This is a genomic window from Parasphingorhabdus sp. (assembly GCF_965233695.1).
GTDB lineage: Bacteria > Pseudomonadota > Alphaproteobacteria > Sphingomonadales > Sphingomonadaceae > Parasphingorhabdus.
The window spans coordinates 405,116-424,830 of record NZ_OZ247497.1 but is presented as its reverse complement, the minus strand read 5'-3'; the positions used below and the strand labels follow the sequence as shown (position 1 = coordinate 424,830).

Genomic DNA, 19,715 nt, shown 5'->3' with positions numbered 1-19,715 from the left:
CAGCTATGTCCACAAGTCCCTGGGTTAAAGGTCCCTACACACCGGTAGAAAAGGAGGTCGAGGCTTTCGATCTTGAAGTCGAAGGTAGCATCCCTCCAGAGTTGAACGGTATGCTTGCACGTATTGGTCCCAATCCGATTGGTGAGGTGCCACCTGACCACAATCTCTTCTTTGGTGACGGGATGATGCATGCGCTCACTCTCAAGGACGGTCGCGCTCAAACATATCGAAACCGCTGGGTTCGCACCGAGCCGGTAGCGCATAAACTCGGCGAAGAAGCCCCTGTTCAAGCTATCGATGGCACTGATGTCGCAAATACGCACATCTTCCCATTTGCCGGGTCGCTCTATGCCATGACGGAAACTTGTATTCCATACCGTGTGAGCGAGGAACTCGAAACGTTGGGGAGGGAAGACTTCTCCGGATTTATAGATTCCGGTTTCACGGCGCACCCGCATGTCGATCCGTTGTCTGGCGATCTCCATGCAATTGGTTATGACATCAATAGCGAGGCGAGCGTCACGCATTACGTTTTGGGAGAAGACGGAAGTCCGAAGCGCAAGGCCAGGATCACTCTCAATGGTCCCGGTCTTATCCACGATTTTGCCGCCACTGAAAATTTCATCATTATCTTTGATCTTCCCCTGCTTTATGATGAGGAAGCAGCAATACAGGGCTCGCAAGCAGCTTACAAATGGACCCACGGTTACGAAGCTAGAGTCGGCCTTCGCCGACTCGACGCCGAAGACGCCAGCGTGCGGTGGTTTGAAGGACCGAACTCCTTCGTCTTTCACGCGATGAATGCGTGGGAAGAACGAGATGAAAGCGGCTCGGTTACCAGAATCCACTGCGATGTGTGTCGTTTCGAGAAGATGTTTGATGAGGTCCGCTCCGGTCCGGGCGAAGGGACTGTACCGCAACTTTATCGCTGGACCATGAACCTTGTAACGGGTGAGATGTCAGAACAGCTTATCGACCCTCGTGTGCAGGATTTTCCGCGCATTGACGAGCGTTATTGGGGCCGGGAAAACCGGTTCAGTGTCACCACCGAATTGTTCAGCCGCACCGGCCAGTCCGGCATCATTGCCCAATATGGCAATGGAGCCAGTCAGGAATGGGGCTTCGGTCAAGGGGTGGATACGAGCGAGGCAATATTTGTTCCGCATGATGACAAGGCTGGCGAAGGCGAAGGATACCTGCTCGCAACCGCCTGCAATTATCGGAACGGTGCCGCAAAGGCGGCCATCTTTGACGCGCAGGATGTCAAGAATGGTCCCTTGGCAGAGATCATGCTGCCCCAAAGAGTGCCGGCCACATTCCATGGCAGCTGGTTACCGGCACTTTGAATCAATTAGATTTCCTCGACATCCAATAGGACCTTTGGGACGTATTCATATTGAGGGTCGGATTAAGATAAAGTTTACATCATAAACATTACATTCCGTACTAACACGAGGTTTCGATTGTCCCCAAAATCCTATCATCACGGTCATTTAAGAAGCGCCATTCTAAATGAAGCGCACTCTATTCTCGAATCTCAAGGCGAAGAGGCCATGACGATGCGCCGCATCGCAAATGGGGTTGGTGTCAGTGCGATGGCGGCCTACAAACATTTTGCAAACCGCGATGCCATTCTACAGGCTTTGGCGATTCAGGGTTTCAACAAGCTTGCGCACGTTACTTCGAGCGCACGCAAGAAGAACAAGCTTCTTGCCGATGAGCAATTGGTTGCCATCGGTGTGGCTTACATCATGCACGGCATCAGCCATCCCAAAATCTATCGTGTCATGTTTGGTCAACTGACATCCGGCATTCCCAATCCAGTGACCAAATCAGCAGCGGATGAGGCCTATAGTGTCCTTTGCGACTGTTTGCGAGACAATGCCGAACATTTTGGATTCGAGAAAGAGGAAGCCGAAACACATGCTTTCTCAGTCTGGTCGATGGCACATGGGATGACATCCCTTTTTGTGGAAGGGCATGCCCGGACCCGTAATTTCAAAACAAAAGCGCAGCAGCGTGCTGTCGCGACCAGAGGGGCAGAGCTGGTCGCTCGCGGCATTTCCTTCCGGCTAGGAAATGAGGCATCCGATGATCGTTAGATTTTCCATACGAAACCGAATGTGGCTATTTGCCGTGGTCGCGCTCACTTTCATCTCAGTAGCGCTCTGGATCTATCTAGGTATCGGGAAAGCTGCGGAAGAGGATCTGAAACCGGCAACACCGGTTGCAGTCGACATTGTGCAAGAACAACCGGAATACTTGGTGTCCCGGACCTTTGCAGGTCGTCTTCGCGCTTCCAATGTAACGGATCTGGGATTTGAGTTGCCGGGCAGGATCAGCCGAGTATTTGTGGATGCGGGGGACACAGTTGTACGTGGAATGCCGCTTGCGCGAATTGATACTGACGAGCTGGCCAGTCAGGAGTCCGAACTGTCCGCTGTGCTGAAGGAAGCCGAAGCGCAACTGGTCCAAACATCAACACGGTATGATCGACTGGAAAAACTTGCTCCGGATTTTGCCTCTGTACAGCAACTGGACGACGCACGTGCCGCACGAGATACTGCCAGAGCGCGGGTAGATCAGGCGTCCGGTGCCTTGCGCAGGCTGGGGACAAATCAGAGAAACTCCCTGCTGGTGGCACCATTTTCGGGGGAGATAGTCAGTCGCAGCGCCGATAAAGGCGCGGTAGTCGGTGCAGGCCAGACGGTTTTCCGACTCAATGGAGGCGGGTCAATGGAAGCAGATGTCGGCATACCGACAAGGTTTCGGGATCAGATTGTCCTAGGTTCCGAATATATAATAACTAACGGAGAGCAGGAATCTGTGGCGGTCGCAGAGCGCGTGGTTGACGATGTTAACCCGCTTACAAATACGATTACCGTGCGATTTGTCCTACCTGAAAGCAATGGTTTTGTGGCCTCGGAAACGGTGCGGATCTCTTTGCAGGAAACTTTGCGGACCAAGGGATTGTGGGTAAGAAATTCAGCTCTGGTCGAGAGCCTGCGAGGCCTGTGGGCTGTCTATGTGGTCAGCCCGCAATCACAATCTGAAAATCGTGATTCGGGGCATGTGACCGGTATCGTGAAACGCCAGGATGTCGAAGTCTTGCATAGTGAAGCTGATTATAGCTTTGTTCGGGGCACGCTCTCCAGCGGCAGTCTAGTTGTTCGCAACAGCCCGTTTCGCTTGGTCCCCGGACAGCGGGTTTCGGTCAAGCAATCGGCAGTATTCAATCGCCATCAGAAACCCCCGTTGGCGGGTGGCGGGATTTCCAGCCAGTGACGACGCTGTTCTATGATGTCCGGCGATTGCTTGTGCTTCTTTTCCTGCTCATCCTGGTTGGCGGTCTGGGCGCCCTGGGGTCGATGGCAAATGAAGAAGACCCGCGCATCACAAATCGGGTGGCAACCGTTCTCACATCATTTCCCGGAGCCAGCGCCGCGCGGGTCGAACAGTTGGTAACCGAGAGAATTGAAGCGCGATTGAAGCAGCTGGACGAAGTGGACGAGTTGCGATCGGTTTCGACCAACGGATTATCGTCCATAATCGTCGTGTTGAAGGACAGCATAACCGAACCGGATACGCCCTTTGGGCTGGTTCGGGATGCGTTGACAGATGTGACCCCTGATCTTCCCGCCGGTGCCGGCGTTCCGATTTTTGATGATACCCGCGCCGGAGCCTATACGGTGCTGGTGGCGCTGACCTGGGAGGCGGAAAGCGACCTGAACCTCGTGGTACTGCGGCGGTCGGCGCTTGAGTTGAAGGATCGCATGCGAGCGTTCCCGGGAACAGAACTGGTTACATTGCATGGGGCATCGAAAGAAGAAATCAGCGTCGCCCTGGACAGGTCGGCTTCGGCAGCGCTGGGACTTTCCAAGACCCAGATCGCTCAAGCGATTGAATCAGCCGACGCAAAGGTTTCTGCGGGGCAGTTCAAGGGTGAGCAAACTGAGTTGAATCTGGAAGTCCGGGGCGAGATTGACGGGCTAAGCCGACTGAGAGAGACGATTATCGGTCAGTCAACGCAGGGGCTTGCCATTCGTCTCGGCGATGTTGCGACGCTTTCGCGTGGCATTGCATCGCCCGCGACTGACCTTGCCTATCACAATGGCAAACCCGCCATAGTCGTCGCAACCCGCATGCAGGCGGGACTGCGGGTGGCCGACTGGACAAGCGATGTCAGGCAACTGGTTCAGGAGTTTGAGTTGGCGGTTTCAGACGGTGTGAAAGTGGAAATCATTTTCGATCAGGGCGGCTATGCCAGCGAACGCTTTCAAACGCTTGTCGGCAATTTGCTCATCGGTGCCGGGTTGGTCGTCCTAGTCCTGTTTGTCACTCTCGGGTGGCGATCGGCCCTGATCGTTTCTGCGGCCATACCGCTCACCGGGCTGGCTTCACTTATCATCCTCAACCTGCTCGGGAGACCGATAAACCAGATATCCATTACCGGCCTGATTGTTGCGCTGGGCCTGCTGGTTGACGCGGCAATTGTCATGACAGATTCCGTTCGTCGACATCTGCTGGACGGCACCTCGCCAAGAGAATCCGTCCGCCTCTCGGTCCAGCGCCTGTGGCTTCCGCTGTTCAGTTCCACACTGACGACGGTATTGGCGTTTCTACCATTGGTCATTCTGCCCGGTGGAGCGGGGGAATTTGTTGGTGGAATCGGAAGCAGTGTGATCGTTGCCTTGATTGCGTCTTTTGCGCTGGCCATGACCGCTATCGCAGCCCTGGCTGGTATTTTTCTGAAGCCACCGTCTCAGGAAAAGGGCGGGCAAGGCCGATTGGGATTTTTGCAATCAGGCATTCAAGCCACCGCACTGGGTCAGCATTTTGAAGCATTGTTTCTGAAAAGTCTAGCGATGCCGAAAAGGTCCATCGCAATTGCGTGCCTGCTTCCGCTGATCGGTTTTTACGGTGTAACAACCTTGCCAACTTCTTTCTTTCCCGAGGCAGATCGCAATCAGTTTTATGTGGAACTGCGATTGCCCAGTCAAAGTGCAATCGACGAGACAACCAAAGCGGTCAGAAAAGCGCAACAATATCTGGAAACAAACGAGGAGATTGTTCAGATCTCCTGGTTTGTCGGACGTTCAGCCCCAAGTTTTTACTATAACATCGCGAATAATCAGGACGGCAATGCCAGTTATGCCCAGGCGATGATTACCACCCGGTCTGTCGGTCAGGTGAAGCCGACAATAAACGAAGTGGGCCTAGCATTGCAGGCCAGATTGCCAGATGTTCAGGTGATCAGCCGGCAGCTTTCACAAGGACCGCCGACGTTCTCGCCGATTGAGCTTCGGATCTTTGGCAATGACATGAAGATACTGCAGGATCTGGGCGAAAAATCTCGTCTGATCTTTGCAGAGATCGACGAAGTGACCGCGACCAATCCCTCCTTTGCCGGGGGCGAACCCAAGTTATGGCTCGATCTGGATCCTGATCGTGCGCGCCAGTTCGGCCTCGGTATCGGACAGGCGTCGGAATTGATCAGGGCAGAACTGGATGGTGTGGTCAGCGGGTCAATAGTTGAGGGAACAGAAGAACTGGATATTCGAATCTGGACCGCGGAAGAAGACCGCAATCAGTTGTCTGACCTCGCATCCATAGAATTTGTGAGAGAGGATCAGCCGGGAAATTCCGTGCCGGTCCTTGCACTGGGCGAGCTTGAGCTTCTGCCAGCTCCGGCAACCTTGCGACGTTTTCAGGGCAATCGCGTCAACATCATCTCCGGATATGTGGCGGCCGGAGAAATTCCTTCCACGGCGATAGAGAAATTCAAACTGGCCTGGGAGGAAGCCGGCCATGAAATGCCCCCGGGCTATAATTTCCAGTTCGGCGGTGACGAGGAAGCACGGGCGGACAATTTTGGCGTGCTTCTGAGTATATTCGGCATAATTTCGATCATTATGCTGGCAACCGTAGTGCTGACATTCAACTCTTTTCGGCTTGCGGCCATCGTGTTCATTGTCGCCATCCTGTCCACCGGGCTTGGAATGCTCTCGCTAACCATCTTCCAGTTCCCATTCGGTTTTCAGCCAATCGTCGCACTCATTGGACTGATTGGAGTGGCCATTAATGCCGCTATCATTATTCTTTCCGGCCTCAAGTCAAACACGCGAGCCAAGCAAGGTGACCGCAAGGCCATCACTGACGAAGTCATGGCCACGTCGCGACATATCTGGTCGACTACAATCACAACATTTGGAGGGTTCCTGCCGCTCATCTTGTCTGAAGGAGGGTTTTGGCCGCCGTTCGCGACAGCGATAGCCGGTGGCGTATTGCTCTCCACCATCGTTTCTTTTTTCCTCGTTCCGCAGATGTTTCTGCTGTTGTCCGGCTTTGAGAAGAAATCTCGCTCAGGTTTTCCAAAATCCGCAATGCTCAAATCTTAGGCCGTGGGGGCGGTCTGGATGAGCTTCAGTCAAAAACTCCCGTTTTTGACCGGAGTTCACATTGGGTTCGTAGAGAACAAGGAAGAACCGATGTCCGATTCTGTACCCATAGCAGTCAGAACCGGACATTCTGTATACGGCCCATTATCAGACATTTCGTACTCTGACTGAAAGGTTGATAATATCCAGTATGTGAAGTGTCTTCTTTTTCCCAAGAAAACCGGTCAATCAGGAAGTTTTCAAAGATACCCGGACACCTGCAAATTGGCTTCTCGAGCCCAGCTGTTCACAATGGACCACTCGTGGGTAGTGGGATCTCGGTTTGCCAAGCCACGGCATTGAACGATCATTCCATTGCTATCAACTTCTATGGTCTGACGGCGTTCAAGCTTTTGATGATCTACTCCCACCGCTAAGCTCCAAATAGTGCAATAGCCCCGAGCGCACGACCAGTGATAGCTGGCTACACAGTGGCGCAGATCATCACTTTCAACTTGCAGATCTTTCGCAGATAGGAGCTGTCTAATCACCCATCGTTCGATTTTGTCGCCGCGACGTTTTTCAATGACAATGCCATCGAACGGAGCTTTCTCATATAGACCGGAAGGCAGGTTGCGCAGCTTTCCAAGGCTTTGGTGCCATGCATCGACCTGTTTGAGCAGTGTATCTACCGTTCGACCATTCATCGACAAACTAGGCTGCGCAGGAGGATCAGTCCTCCAATTGCCCGGCTCGATTTCAACCTCGATAGATTCGAAGCGTTGGTTCTGCAGATAATCAACGATCGGGCCGATTTGCCTAGGATCAAGCATCGGATTGTTCGCGAAGAATCTCAATACGGTGAACCAAAATTCCTCGTTCACCAAGGAACGACCAAGCCTGGAACCTGCCACAGCATCGACCGCCGCATCCGAACATCCCAGAGCCTTCATCTGCCCCCAGCGTATAGCCTGTTCGACAGTATAATTGTCTGGTGCTTGCAAATAGTGATGAGCCATTTTCTTTGTGAGAGGAATAACGGACTTAGCTTTTCTGAGGTTGTATCCGCGTCCCAAATGGACGAACCAATCACGGTAACGCCAACTAGGTCGATCGTTCCTCAACCATACTGCTTCCATAAAAGTGGGCACATCTCCAAATTTGTCAAATAAATGATGAGTCAGTTCGCCAAACATTCGTTCGCGGTTTTTGCTCTTTGGTTTCCATTCTTCAAGCGGACGCAGCCACAATGCTTTCCGATCATGTAGTTTGATCAATCCTCTGATGAACGGCGTTTCATCGCGATTTGGAACGGTCTGGAATATGAAATCTCCGAAAATGGTAAGGTGAGATAACATACTTAGCAGTGATGATCTTGCCTCGGCATCTTCCTTGCTGGCTTCAATTTCTGCAGCAGCCAATTTGAATACTGGTCGGTCGATCTCATCTGATGATAGTTCACCTTGGCAAACAGCAGCCAGAAAGGCTTTCGGATTACGATGAAGTTTGGCGTGCGACTTTCTTTTGATCTGCTCAGTTTGATATGCTTCGATTTCCTCCCGAAGGTCCATAGCGGACTTTTCCAAGGAGCCATCAAAGCCATTGGCCCAGCACCAGTCAAAATAGTCTGTCGACTGGATGAAATTGAGCGCCAGCATATGCCGTTCGATTTTGACCGGCACAGGATCGCTTTCCTGAAGAAATCTGGAACGCTTTGCCACTAACTGATACGCACGAGAAACTCGCCGCCTTCCTGCTGGTCAAAACTGGTTTTCCTCCCGGTGAATTTTTCGATCACATTAGCGCCAGTTAGACTGTGCTGACTTGGTTTCACCGTCGTAAACGATCCGCCACCGGCCAGAGCAAAAGGAAGCAGAAGCTGATCCGCTAAATAGGGTCCTGCAAACGCATTGCTCTCCATGTAACCCTTCATCCGATTTGCAGCAGTTTTGGCAAGGCGTTCTGCTTTGAGACCAAACTTACCAAAACCAGCCACCACTTCGCTAACATTCTCAAACGCAGCTTCCAGTATTAGTATATTCCCAGGTCCTTGACCTTCAGGAAGCTCGCGTACGCCAATCGCACCGTCATCCCAATCAAGAACCTTGTTGGCAGCTTTGACCTCGCGATCTGCAATATCAAAGGGAAGGCCGGCAAAATAGGCCGTGCCTTTGGTTGACCACAATTTGCCACGTTCAACACAGTCAATGCGCTGAAGAGGCGCAGGAGTGATGTCAATTTCAATCCGGCCCCCGCCTTGCGGATAAAATCCATGCCGGACCAGCTTGGCCGAGATATTTGGTCCCATGCGGTTGATGATCGGAAGGAAGGTCCGTTCAATAAAATCAAAGGGCGGTGCCATGAGATTATGGGTTCCGCCTTCGAGAACAATATGGGAAGGTCCATCCGCAAAGATCAGGGCAGGTAGGATCGTCTGCAGAACCAGATTTGTACTACCCGCAGTCCCGACCGCAAAATTATAGTTGCCCGCTTTGATCGGCCCGGGCCGGAACGTAATGTCCGCCGAGCCAACAGCAAGGCCCTCGCACTCGGAATCACTGATTGCACAGGCGGCCTCAAGCGAAGTCACATGCTGGCGCATCAGTCCCTTTTTTTCGCGCTTTCCGCGAATGTTGCTAATCTGAAAAGGCTCACCAGTGACAAGCGAAAGCGATGCAGAGGTTCTCAGAACCTGCCCGCCACCTTCCCCTTCTGAGCCATCAATAATAATCATCTCTTATGTCCTTAAGGATTGGTGTGTGAAAGGCTAACCCTTCACACACACAACCTGTTTCAGCGTATGGACAATCTCGACGAGATCGTCCTGTGCGGCCATTACCGCTTCGATCGGCTTGTAAGCCTTGGGCGTTTCGTCGAGCACGCCGATATCCTTCCGGCATTCAACGCCTTTTGTATCTTCGATATGCTCTTCGATACTAACCGCTTTCTTGGCTTCGGTCCGGGACATAACCCGGCCTGCACCATGGCTGCAGCTTTCAAAGGACTCTCGGTTTCCGAGACCCCGAACAATGAACGATTTTGCGCCCATTGACCCTGGAATAATACCCATCATGCCTTTTGAGGCACGCACGGCCCCCTTCCGGGTGACAAGCACATCTTCGCCGAAATGCCGCTCCCGATTGACATAGTTATGGTGGCAGTTAATCGCCTCCATCTGTGCATCAAACGGTTTAGCGATCTGGCTACGCAGCGCCTTGATGACATTTTTCATCATCATCTGACGGTTTGCCGCCGCAAAATCCTGTGCCCAGTCTACCGCTTCGACATAGTCGTCAAAATGGTCGGTCCCTTCCGGGAAATAGGCCAGATTCTGATCCGGCAGGTTGATATGCCATTTGCGCATATCCTGCTTTGCCAGTTCGATAAATTGCGAGCCAATAGCGTTACCGACACCCCGCGAACCACTATGTAGCATCACCCACACCCGGTCTTCGGTATCAAGGCATAGCTCAATAAAATGATTGCCTGTACCGAGCGTACCGAGATGCGCGATGTTGTTCGTGTTCTTGAACCGTGGATATTTATCCGTGATCCGGTCGAACCGCGCCGACAGCGGCGCCCATGCATCGGTAATCTCACTTTGTGGATCACCCCATGAACCTTTGTCCCGCCGACCGCGACCAACCGACCGGCCATGCGGCACGGCGGCTTCGATGGCACTCCGAATGCCTTCCAGGTTATCCGGAAGGTCACTCGCCATCAGCGATGTTTGAGCGGCCATCATGCCGCAGCCAATATCAACACCGACAGCAGCCGGAATAATCGCGCCTTTGGTCGGAATAACCGAACCAATGGTCGCGCCAATACCGACATGAACGTCTGGCATCGCGGCCATATGCTTGAAAATAAACGGCATCTGTGCCGCTTTGGAAAGCTGAACGCGGGCGCCATCATCTACCGGGACACCACGTGTCCACATTTTGATCGGGTGTCCGCCTTCAACGTCCACATATTCATATTTTGTATCGACCATCGCAGGTCTCCTTATCATGTTCTTTAGCAGCCAAAGGCCACATAGATAGGATCATAAAAATCTGGTCAGGATGGCTGGACTTGAACCAACAACATCATGCTTCCAAAGCACACGCTCTACCGATTGAACTACATCCTGCTTTTGGAAACCTCTGGAGCGGCTGGCCCATTCCAGCCGCTCCGGTTTCCGCTTCACCCGGCTGACCATGTTTGCGCAATCATCCGGATACCCATAGCATAGCAGCGACCGTGCCAGTTTTTCGGTTGCAAGATCTAAAATCACGCAAACTTTTGATTAATATGCAAAAATATCAATTTTGTCGCCCAAATCATCATTTGAGCATTCGAAAATTTTGTAAAATAAACTATATAAATAGATATCATATTATCTTATAAGATAAAATATGAAACCACTTGTTGTCATTGGATTTTTGGGCTCTACGCTCGATGCAGGGAAATTTGGGCCGACGCGATGGAACAAGTGGCGACCGTCCGTCTCTATCGCCATGCACGAAGATTTGCGCATCGATCGATTTGTCCTCATTCATGGCAAACAGCATCATCGGCTGGCCGATCAGGTCGCAGCGGACATTGCCTCTGTTTCGCCGGAAACCAAGGTTGACCAGCGGCTCTTGGGATTTGACGATCCCTGGGAGTTTGAAGAAGTTTACGGCAAGCTGCTCGACTTTGCGCGCGAATATCCTTTTGATCCTGACAAAGAGGATTATCTGATCCACATCACAACCGGCACGCATGTCGTACAGATTTGCTTGTTTCTTCTCACAGAGGCGCGCTTTCTGCCTGGCCGCCTGTTGCAGACACAGCCCGCGAAAATGTCGGCGGGGAATTTTCCCGGCCGATTGAGCATGATCGATTTGGACTTGTCGCGTTACGACAGTCTCGCCTCTCGCTTTGCCGTGCAAATGGCTGAAGGATCGTCTTTTTTAAAGTCGGGCATCGAAACCAAGAACAAGGCTTTCAACGCCCTGATTGATGAAATCGAACAAGTAGCCGGCCGATCGAAAGCACCAATTTTGCTCACGGGGCCAACAGGTGCTGGCAAGAGCCAGTTGGCCCGCCGCATCTTTGAACTCAAAAAATTGAAACATCAGGTCTCGGGAAATTTTGTCGAGGTAAACTGTGCCACCTTGCGCGGGGACAGCGCCATGTCTGCTCTTTTTGGTCACACCAAGGGTGCGTTTACCGGAGCGGCAACAGAGCGCGCCGGTCTATTGCGAACAGCAGACAAGGGGATGCTGTTCCTTGATGAGATAGGCGAGTTGGGCGCGGACGAACAAGCGATGATCTTGCGCGCGATTGAAGAGAAGCGTTTTTTGCCGGTTGGTGCAGACAAGGAAGTGGATTCAGACTTTCAGTTGATCGCCGGTACAAACAAGGATCTCTCGCTGGCCGTGACCAAGGGGACTTTCCGCGATGACCTTCTTGCCCGTCTCAACCTCTGGACATTTGCGCTGCCGGGTCTCGCGGACCGCAAGGAGGATATCGAACCCAATCTGGATTATGAACTGGACCGCTTTGCTGAGAGAGAGGGCAATCGCGTGACTTTCAACAAAGAAGCGCGCGATCGATATCTGAAGTTTGCCAATTCGCCGAGCGCGCTTTGGACAGGCAATTTTCGCGACCTTGCGGCGAGTGTTACGCGAATGGCAACCCTTTCTCCCGAGGGCAGAATAGGCCGCGAAACCGTTGACCTGGAAACCAAGAAACTGGACCGCCTTTGGCACGGGAATAAGGTTGAGACGGACAATATCCTCCAAAATATGTTGGGCGATGAGCAACTGAATGAACTGGATCCTTTCGACCAGGTGCAGTTGGCGGAAGTTATAAAAGTCAGCCGTAATAGCAAATCAATGTCAGAAGCTGGACGCACGCTATTCGCATCATCCCGTCAGCGCCGGAAAAGTGCCAACGATGCAGACCGCTTGAAAAAATACCTTGCCCGCTTTGGATTAAGCTGGGCTGACATTCATGCGGAGGCATAGTGTATGAAAACAATATTATTCGATATTGACGGAACACTCGCGAATATCGAGCATCGACGAAATTACGTAGCCCAAGATAAACCTGACTGGAAATCCTTTAATGCGGAGATGGGCGCAGATACGCCCAATGCACCGATCGTGGCGTTGTATAAGTCCCTTTGGGCATCAGACGCTTATGAACTCATTCTGGTAACCGGACGAAATGAACGTTCAAGAACTCTGACCGAGCAATGGCTGACCTGGAATGAAATCCCATTCGAACATATATTGATGCGGCCGGACGATGATTTCAGAGCCGATCATATCATCAAGGAAGAGATTTTGTATCGTTTAAAGGCCGCGGGAAAAGCAATCGAGTTTGTTGTCGATGACCGTCAGCAAGTTGTTGATATGTGGCGTCGGAATGGCATTGTCTGCCTGCAATGCGATGTAGGTGATTTCTAGTATTTATTCGAGGTACAGATGCCTATAGAGGCTAGCGGTAAGGTCGATATTATCCAGATTTTTGGTGTCTGCTTTATGTCGAAAGCGGACACTAGCGTGTTTTCTGATTCTTTTGGAAAACCTTTTTTGCTTTCTTTGCTAAATCTCGAACCACTTGCCAGCGTGGATCGTGCCAAAGTGCGTCGCGCGCCCAAAAATCGGCGTTCTGTTCGCCCCATAGTTGACCTAGATGTTCGTCCAATAACCTGGTTGCTTGCAATTGATCTTTCGATAGCTCTGAACAGTGAACCACATCATCAACGGCAATAAAAATATCATCAAACTCCAAGCCGAGCTCATCATTCCCGTACCCTCGGCCGTCGTTATAACCACTCACTGGAGCCAAGATGCTTTCAAGATAAGCGTGCTGTTCATCGGCATTTGCCGCAAGATTGGAAATGGCCTGTTCTAGTCGATCAATACGCGTCATGTGGCGTTATTGGCAGATAAAGCTTCGTTCTACAATTTTAGGGCATCCCCTATGTCCACAGATGCGCCCAAAGCGGACATTAGCAGAGCGCCAATCCCGCGACAATTGTCAGGACGGCAAACTTCTGCGATCATCCCTATATGCCGAAAGCACCAGCAAGCCAGTTCACACATTCCCATCACGTTTTGGATGATGGAACCGTTACTTTTAAATGCTCGTCCGACAAGGACCAATGGCCGTGGCTGGCGTTGCATCCGTTTGATCCAATCGTGGTGCAGACCGTCAATTACTGGGCGTCGGTAGAGACGAGTGCGGCGCGCGGAACATTTGATCCGACGAAATGGTCGGCTTTGACGCAGACAGAATGGACCTGTGGAAAGCCCGGAGTAGGGCATGCGACGCACGGCATTGCAAATCCTATGAACGAGGAAGGCACAGCTCGTTTCGGGCTTAGCTTTTTCGATGACGACGAAGCGCTCGTCTACGGCATGGATGGGACTGGCGTCGTGTTTCAGAACCGAGACTTTGAAGCTTGGCGCCATAAAGCAAAAGCAAAAATGGCAACGATCCCTGCCGTAACGAACTTTCAATATGCCGCCGCAAATGCTGTGGGCGTTGCGACGCAAAGTCAGAGTTTTCTCTCGCCCCTCATCGATGGCAAGACCTCTTGTGCGCGGGCGCTGATCACAAAAGAAAATGGATTTCCTCCCTTGCACCCCTATCTCAGCGGGTCTGGCGATCATGTGAATTCGACGCATCTGGCCGATGTCGGGAGGCAATTTGCCAGCCTTTTGCTCGACGGAGAACCGTTAACAGTCATCGGCGGTGAGATGCTTTTTACGCGATATGTGGAATTGGGACGGCCGTTTGATATCCAGCTGGATCACCATGATCGAAAAGACAATGTGGTATCCATGACCGTGCAACAGGCGGAACGGTTATGCGCAACGGTCAGGATCAGGTATCTGGGGCAGCAATGATCCGAAAGCATAAGCCGGTTTACGACAGAAACTAGACGTCCGCTCTATCCCGAAAGCGGACAATAGTTTAGGTCGTTTTTAACGACAGCAATTGGGCCGTTTGCAGACTGTCTGCATTTAATCTGCGATACCGACAAAGCAGACGTTGTGGTTCGCATTTCAGGAACTTCCGCTTGCGACCCAGAAGCAGACATTTCGAAGTATTCTCAGATGATCGCGGCCAACGGGCTTCGCTGCACGTACTTTTCCCGGGCCGGCCTGCCTGTCACGAGCGCAAACTTGCTATCAGTCGTTGAGCGCACAGTAAGCGCAGCTTAGTTTAGTGAGCAACAAACTCCTGCACGCCCGCTTTTAGCATGAAATCCACTGAAGCGACACAACACAATAGCCGGCGCACTAAACTGTCAACAGCTCCTTCCGTCAGCGCTTGCGGCGCCTCCAGCCCAGTGCAATCCCCATCAAAAGAATCGAAAATGATCCCGCTCCAGCCCATAGGAGCCAGGTCGAAAGGCCCATTGCGAAAGCCAGACTGTCCACCCTACCGGTCTTCCAGAAAACCCACTCGCTTGCGAGGTGGGTGGCGAGCAGATCCCTCCCGGTTTCCAGTATGACAATCCCGTCGCCGGTGGCAGGGTCGAGCCGCGCAGCCGTGTTGATCGCCGGTTCGTTATTCCCGTCGTGACCGATGATGAAGTCTCCCGCATTATTCGGTGCATAGAGCATTGTTCCCAAGCCCCAGATATCGGCGCCCATCTGGGACGCGTGCGGCTGGCGCATCAACCGCATGCTGGTTTCAGACAGGACGCTATGCCCTGATCCCGGCCCCTGTGCTGCCAGGAAAAGAGCCAAGTCCCGGCTGCTGGTAAAAAGGGAAGTGGAGGCCAATGAACTATAATATTTCAGCGGTTCGACATTCCCCTCGAGATCGAAATTTTCTGCGAGACCCAGTCCGGCGGCTTTCTTGTGGTCAAAACCGCTTTGCGACATGTTCAGCGGCTCGAATACCCGTTCAGCCATATAATCGGTAAATGGCTGCCCCGAGACTTCTTCGATCAGCAGCTGTAGAAGCGTGTAGCCGCCGCCGGAATAATTCCAGCTGGCGCCGGGTTCGCTGCCGACCTTAACGACACCGCTTTTCCCCGGTGATGCGTCCAGCGCTCGGTCGAGGGAGCTTTCGAGAGATTGCACCGCGCTGTCGGAATCGAAACCGGCATAGCCAAGACCGTCGTCCAACCCTGCTGTATGGCTGAGCAGCCGCCGGGTGGTTACACCATCATTGTCGAATGGGCCGGTGGGCAGTTGCCAGCGGGTGAGATAGCGCGATACCGGCTCATCCAGGTCTATGACACCATCCTCGACAAGAGTCATGACGCCCCATGCGGCGAGCCATTTGCTCAACGAAGCGACCTGAAATACCGAATTTTCGTCAACCGGCTTACCCGTGGAAGAATGATGGCTTGCAGCAACCTTGCCGCCTTCGACCAAAAGCATGCTCAGATTGCCGCGGTGGTCCTGCTCTACGATTTCGGCCGCCGCCGCCACAAACGATTGCGCCGAGGCATCGGCTGCGATGGGACGTTTCAGCCATCCCTCGCTGCCGATGACAAAGATCGAGCCGGACCAGATGACGATAGCCGATAATGTTAAGGCTGCGATGCCGATCATTTTCTTCATGACGTTCTCCATTCACTTGCAGGAACTGCTGCGTTCGCCATTTTCTGGCAAGGCTTTCTGGGGTTTTGAGGTCGATGGCGGCCGGTTCTGCCCATAATTTGTCTTGCAGCGCCATCTTCATCATCTTTCCGCAAAAGACCATGGATCAGGCTCCCGGCCCGCAATCAATACATCGCAGTGGAGGATTGGGGCCAAATCCAAGAGCATGGTTCAAATTTCTGAAGGCTGTGCGCACGCCCTCTTCCAGTACGGGATGGTAAAACGGCATTTGCAGGATTTGCTCTACGGTCATGTTGGCCTGAATGGACCACGCCAGAAGATGCGCGATATGTTCAGCTGAAGGGCCGATCATTTCGGCTCCGAGAAACCGTGCGCTGCCGTGTTCGGCATAAAGCCTGAGGATACCCTTGTTGAGACCCATCACCCGGGCACGGCCCTGGTCCTCAAATGAAACTTCTCCGGTCGCGAAGTGGCATCCCTGTCTAGCCAAGAGCGAGGCATGGCTGGCCCCGACCATCGCAATTTGCGGATCGGAGAAAACGATGCCGATCGGGGTGCGGCGAGATCGTTTGTATGAATGCGGAAAGCGCGCTGCATTCTCTCCGGCCAAGCGGCCTTCATCTGCCGCTTCGTGCAGCAGCGGCAGGTCAAGCGCAGCATCGCCGGCAATGAATATATGGGTGTCGCCAACGCGGCCGGACAAGGGGTCATATTGAGGCACGCCCGTCTTTCCGAGCGGCAGGCCGGAATTCTCGAGACCGATTTTATCAATATTGGGCCTGCGACCGGTGGCTGCGACCAGATAGTCGAAGCTGGCTTCCTGATCCGCCGTTTCGCCCCAGCGCACCGCGACTGTCTCCCCTTTGCGCGAAATCCGGGTGTCAGCGTTCCAGATGGCCGGGAACTCGCCAGAAAAAATGTCGGTCGCATATTGGCGCACCACTGGATCGGTTAGTGGCCCGGCCTGACCGCCCCTTCCGAAAAGACGCACGCGCACTCCCAGCCGGTGCAGGGCCTGGCCCAATTCCAGCCCGATGACACCAGCCCCGAATACCGCGACCGAACCGGGCAGATCGGCCCAGTCAAATATATCATCATTGACGATCAGCCTTTCGCCGGCGGCGAATAATGCTTGGGGAATGGCGGGCCGCGAACCGGTGGCGATGACGATCGTGCGGGCAGAAATCTTGCGTCCGCTGCTCAACCGAAGCGTGTGATCGTCTTCGAAGCGGGCATATTCCCTTATTATCTCGCCCTTGTCGAATCCATGGACAGCCTCTGTGACAAAACCGACAAAGCGGTCACGCTCGCTACGTACCCGTTTCATCACGGCTATGCCGTCGATCGCCGGATCGTCATATCGGACCCCGAACATGGGAGTCCTGGACCCCGCATGCGCTGCCTCGGCTGCTGCGATCAGGAGTTTGGAAGGCATGCAGCCCACGCGCGCGCATGTTGTGCCTAGTGGCCCGCCATCGATCAGTGCAACGCGATCGCTATATTGCGAAGCTTCACGATAGGCCGCCATTCCGGCTGTGCCAGCGCCGATGATGGCGACATCGAAATCGAATTCACCGGCGCCAGATATCGGCCTGTAGCTGTTGGTGATTACCGTTTGATTGGTCATGGAAAAAGATCCTGATGATTTTAGAGAGAGCGAGACGGGGTAAGTGAAAACCCACGCACTGGGCTTTGCCGATCATTGCGCCAAGAGCATGCTGTGGCCGCGCCTATCTGCCTCGCGTGTCGCAGGTGCATGTTCTTCAGGTAGAGCGATCATGCTGCCGACTTTCTGCGGTCTGAGTTCAGGGGGAGCGTCGTGACCAGTGTTTCGACCAAGGGATCGAGCGCTGCAAAGGCTGCTTTATGCGAGGCGTCAAAGCGTTCGTCGCCAAACTCCTGATACTCGATCCCGACCTGGTGAATTGTCTCCACGCCAAGATAGCGCGATGCCGTGCGGACATGCGGAGTCAGGCTGTCGCGCCCTTCATTGGGCCCTCCAGCAGCGAAGCCGAATTCCCCCCATGAAGTGAGCAGGATGAGGGGCTTGCCCGCAAATATCGGCTCAAGCGGGGCATCGCCGCGAGTGAGGTCGAAGGTAAAAGTCTTGTCGATTCTCACAACCTGGTCAAACCACGCTTTGAGCGCGGCGGGCATGCCGTAGTTGTACATCGGCGTTGCCATGACGAAGATGTCGGCACCGGCCACTTCGGCAATCAGTTCGTCTGATAGCGCAAGAAGCTGTTGCTGATCGGTCGACCGGTCCTTTGCAAAAGCCGCTGCAATCCAGTCTTCACTGATGATCGGAGGCGGATTGGCGCCGACGTCGCGCAGGACAATCTCATCCTGCGGACGCCGCTCACGCCAGCTTTGCGTGAAGCTGTCGGCCAGTTCCCGGGTAAGCGAACGCGTGATCCGCGCGCTGGCATCAATGCGTAATAGTCTAGTCATTTTTCAGGTCTCCTGCGTGGCGGCAAGCTCTGGTCAGCGGGTAATCTCGCGGTTGAAGTGGACGCGGTTAGCCTTCCCGAGGGATATCGGCTGTGTGCGTGACAGAATGGACCAGATTTGCCTTGTATCAGCCCATGTCGACGAGGTCGGTCGTCCAGGCGTTCGGTTCAAATGCAGCGTCCAGTTCGGTGGCCGCGATATGGTTGGTATAGTTCGACATGACCTTGAGGGCCGTGCCGAGAACAACTTCCAGAATATTCTGCCGGGTGTAGCCCGCTTCAAGAAATGCCTCGATATCTGAAGTTTCGGGCCAGCCGCGCGTTTTGTTGATCACGGCGGCGAAAGTACGAAGCGCCTCGAGCTTCGGATCATTGATCGGCGTATCGGTGCGCAGGGCCTCGATTATATCCTGCGGGACACCGGCGCCTTGCGAGATCGAAGTGTGGGCAGCCATGCAATAATGACAGGCGTTCAACCGGTTATTCGTCATCAGAATGATTTGGCGCTCGGCCTCTGACAGATCGGTTTTGTCGAAAATTCCGGCCAGCGTCATATAGCCTTCGAGCAGGGCCGGGGCCTCGGCCATCGTTCCGAGCAGGTTGGGAATAAAGCCGTATGCGCTTGTGGCGGCATTCAGCAGTGGCTGTGCGTCTTCGGGTGCGGTTTCGAAGTCGTGGGTGGTGAAAGATGTCATTTCAATCGGTCCTTTGAATGGGGTCGTGCCTGACGAGAGACACGAACGGGAGAGGGTGTTTTCCCGGCATGGACGGCTGGCCTTGCGGGATAGCCAGCCGTCCTGCGGGGATCAGAGATCTTCGACTTTGCTGTGCTTGATGGTCGGCCATTTCTCTTTGGCGGTGCGCAGCGTGTTTTCCTTGTCTGCGAGGTAGCTCTGGAAAACAGCGGCGTTGACGAAGAGATAGAGCTTGCCTTCCACGATGTCCGCATACCGCGGATCGCCATCGAGTTTCTTGCCAAGGGCAACCGCATAGGCACAGAAACCACCATATTGCGGCAGATAACGCTCTGGATCGGATTGGAACCGTTCCGCCGTCAGTCCGGACGCGAAATAATAGGTCACGCCATCGTGAACGACCGCATGGCTTGCTTCGCCAGGCGCAACAGCGTTCATCGTGCTGAGTACAACCGTGTCGACGCCATGGACGCCCAATCCGGCGCCATCCAGAGTATAGCCGTTGGTAACATTATATTCGTCAGCCGCATGAGCGGGTGCCGAAAAGCCTGCGGAAAGCGCGATGGCGAGGGCAAGGCTGGTTGGCAAAATACGCATAATTTATCTCCTTTGAGTTTTCAAAAAGGGGGA

The 19,715-nt window shown here is 53.4% G+C and carries 16 protein-coding genes and 1 tRNA gene; 7 read left to right on the top strand and 10 right to left on the bottom strand.

The features are described from left to right. The first annotated feature begins 5 nt into the window (after positions 1-5). From ACO6S1_RS01965 to ACO6S1_RS01950, 4 genes are all read left to right on the top strand, one after another. On the top strand, positions 6-1,346 hold the full coding sequence (locus ACO6S1_RS01965; protein ID WP_422344686.1) for a carotenoid oxygenase family protein: 1,341 nt from the start codon (positions 6-8) through the stop codon (positions 1,344-1,346). A gap of 117 nt (positions 1,347-1,463) precedes the next feature. Next, positions 1,464-2,102, top strand: a complete 639-nt coding sequence (locus ACO6S1_RS01960) for a TetR/AcrR family transcriptional regulator (protein ID WP_422344685.1) — start codon at positions 1,464-1,466, stop codon at positions 2,100-2,102. After that, complete coding sequence (locus ACO6S1_RS01955; protein WP_422344684.1) at positions 2,092-3,285, top strand: efflux RND transporter periplasmic adaptor subunit; 1,194 nt, start codon at positions 2,092-2,094, stop codon at positions 3,283-3,285. Before ACO6S1_RS01960 ends, ACO6S1_RS01955 begins: the two co-directional genes overlap by 11 nt. After that, the gene (locus ACO6S1_RS01950; protein WP_422344683.1) at positions 3,282-6,398 is read left to right on the top strand and encodes an efflux RND transporter permease subunit; all 3,117 of its coding nucleotides are present in this window, start codon (positions 3,282-3,284) and stop codon (positions 6,396-6,398) included. Before ACO6S1_RS01955 ends, ACO6S1_RS01950 begins: the two co-directional genes overlap by 4 nt. 239 nt (positions 6,399-6,637) lie before the next feature. Here the strand turns inward: ACO6S1_RS01950 and ACO6S1_RS01945 are convergent, their stop codons facing one another. The 4 genes from ACO6S1_RS01945 to ACO6S1_RS01930 all read right to left on the bottom strand — a co-directional run bounded on the left by ACO6S1_RS01945 (position 6,638) and on the right by ACO6S1_RS01930 (position 10,509). After that, positions 6,638-8,059: a PcfJ domain-containing protein gene (locus ACO6S1_RS01945; protein ID WP_422344682.1), complete on the bottom strand. Its 1,422-nt coding sequence runs from the start codon at positions 8,057-8,059 to the stop codon at positions 6,638-6,640. Between the two features lie 38 nt (positions 8,060-8,097). Beyond that, complete coding sequence (rtcA, locus tag ACO6S1_RS01940; RefSeq protein WP_422344681.1) at positions 8,098-9,111, bottom strand: RNA 3'-terminal phosphate cyclase; 1,014 nt, start codon at positions 9,109-9,111, stop codon at positions 8,098-8,100. Positions 9,112-9,144: 33 nt separating this feature from the next. Next, positions 9,145-10,371: an RtcB family protein gene (locus ACO6S1_RS01935; protein WP_422344680.1), complete on the bottom strand. Its 1,227-nt coding sequence runs from the start codon at positions 10,369-10,371 to the stop codon at positions 9,145-9,147. Between the two features lie 62 nt (positions 10,372-10,433). Next, positions 10,434-10,509: transfer RNA gene (locus ACO6S1_RS01930), tRNA-Pro, on the bottom strand. 265 nt (positions 10,510-10,774) lie between these two features. On the opposite strand from ACO6S1_RS01930, the gene rtcR reads away from it, so the two are divergent. Further along, positions 10,775-12,373 (top strand): RNA repair transcriptional activator RtcR, encoded by a 1,599-nt coding sequence (rtcR, locus tag ACO6S1_RS01925; protein ID WP_422344679.1) that lies wholly within the window; start codon positions 10,775-10,777, stop codon positions 12,371-12,373. A gap of 3 nt (positions 12,374-12,376) precedes the next feature. Next, positions 12,377-12,817: an HAD family acid phosphatase gene (locus ACO6S1_RS01920; protein ID WP_422344678.1), complete on the top strand. Its 441-nt coding sequence runs from the start codon at positions 12,377-12,379 to the stop codon at positions 12,815-12,817. 91 nt (positions 12,818-12,908) lie between these two features. Here ACO6S1_RS01920 and ACO6S1_RS01915 read toward each other — a convergent pair whose 3' ends face one another. Beyond that, positions 12,909-13,286 carry a hypothetical protein gene (locus tag ACO6S1_RS01915; RefSeq protein ID WP_422344677.1) on the bottom strand — a complete coding sequence of 126 codons (378 nt, stop codon included), beginning with the start codon at positions 13,284-13,286 and terminating at the stop codon, positions 12,909-12,911. Positions 13,287-13,426: 140 nt separating this feature from the next. Here ACO6S1_RS01915 and ACO6S1_RS01910 point away from each other — a divergent pair, with 140 nt between their 5' ends. Further along, positions 13,427-14,266 (top strand): hypothetical protein, encoded by an 840-nt coding sequence (locus ACO6S1_RS01910; protein ID WP_422344676.1) that lies wholly within the window; start codon positions 13,427-13,429, stop codon positions 14,264-14,266. 420 nt (positions 14,267-14,686) lie between these two features. On the opposite strand, the gene ACO6S1_RS01905 is transcribed toward ACO6S1_RS01910, so the two are convergent. From ACO6S1_RS01905 to ACO6S1_RS01885, 5 genes are all read right to left on the bottom strand, one after another. After that, positions 14,687-15,940, bottom strand: coding sequence for a serine hydrolase domain-containing protein (locus ACO6S1_RS01905; protein ID WP_422344675.1), 1,254 nt, complete (start codon positions 15,938-15,940; stop codon positions 14,687-14,689). 145 nt (positions 15,941-16,085) lie between these two features. Next, a complete protein-coding gene (locus ACO6S1_RS01900; RefSeq protein WP_422344674.1) occupies positions 16,086-17,567 on the bottom strand; it encodes a dihydrolipoyl dehydrogenase in 1,482 nt (493 codons plus the stop codon). A 149-nt stretch (positions 17,568-17,716) separates the two neighbouring features. Further along, on the bottom strand, positions 17,717-18,391 hold the full coding sequence (locus tag ACO6S1_RS01895) for an FMN-dependent NADH-azoreductase (protein WP_422344673.1): 675 nt from the start codon (positions 18,389-18,391) through the stop codon (positions 17,717-17,719). Positions 18,392-18,518: 127 nt separating this feature from the next. Then, entirely contained in the window at positions 18,519-19,085 is a 567-nt protein-coding gene (locus ACO6S1_RS01890; RefSeq protein ID WP_066749114.1) for a carboxymuconolactone decarboxylase family protein, read from the bottom strand. Positions 19,086-19,196: 111 nt separating this feature from the next. Continuing rightward, positions 19,197-19,682 (bottom strand): YHS domain-containing (seleno)protein, encoded by a 486-nt coding sequence (locus ACO6S1_RS01885; RefSeq protein WP_422344672.1) that lies wholly within the window; start codon positions 19,680-19,682, stop codon positions 19,197-19,199. Positions 19,683-19,715: the final 33 nt, after the last annotated feature.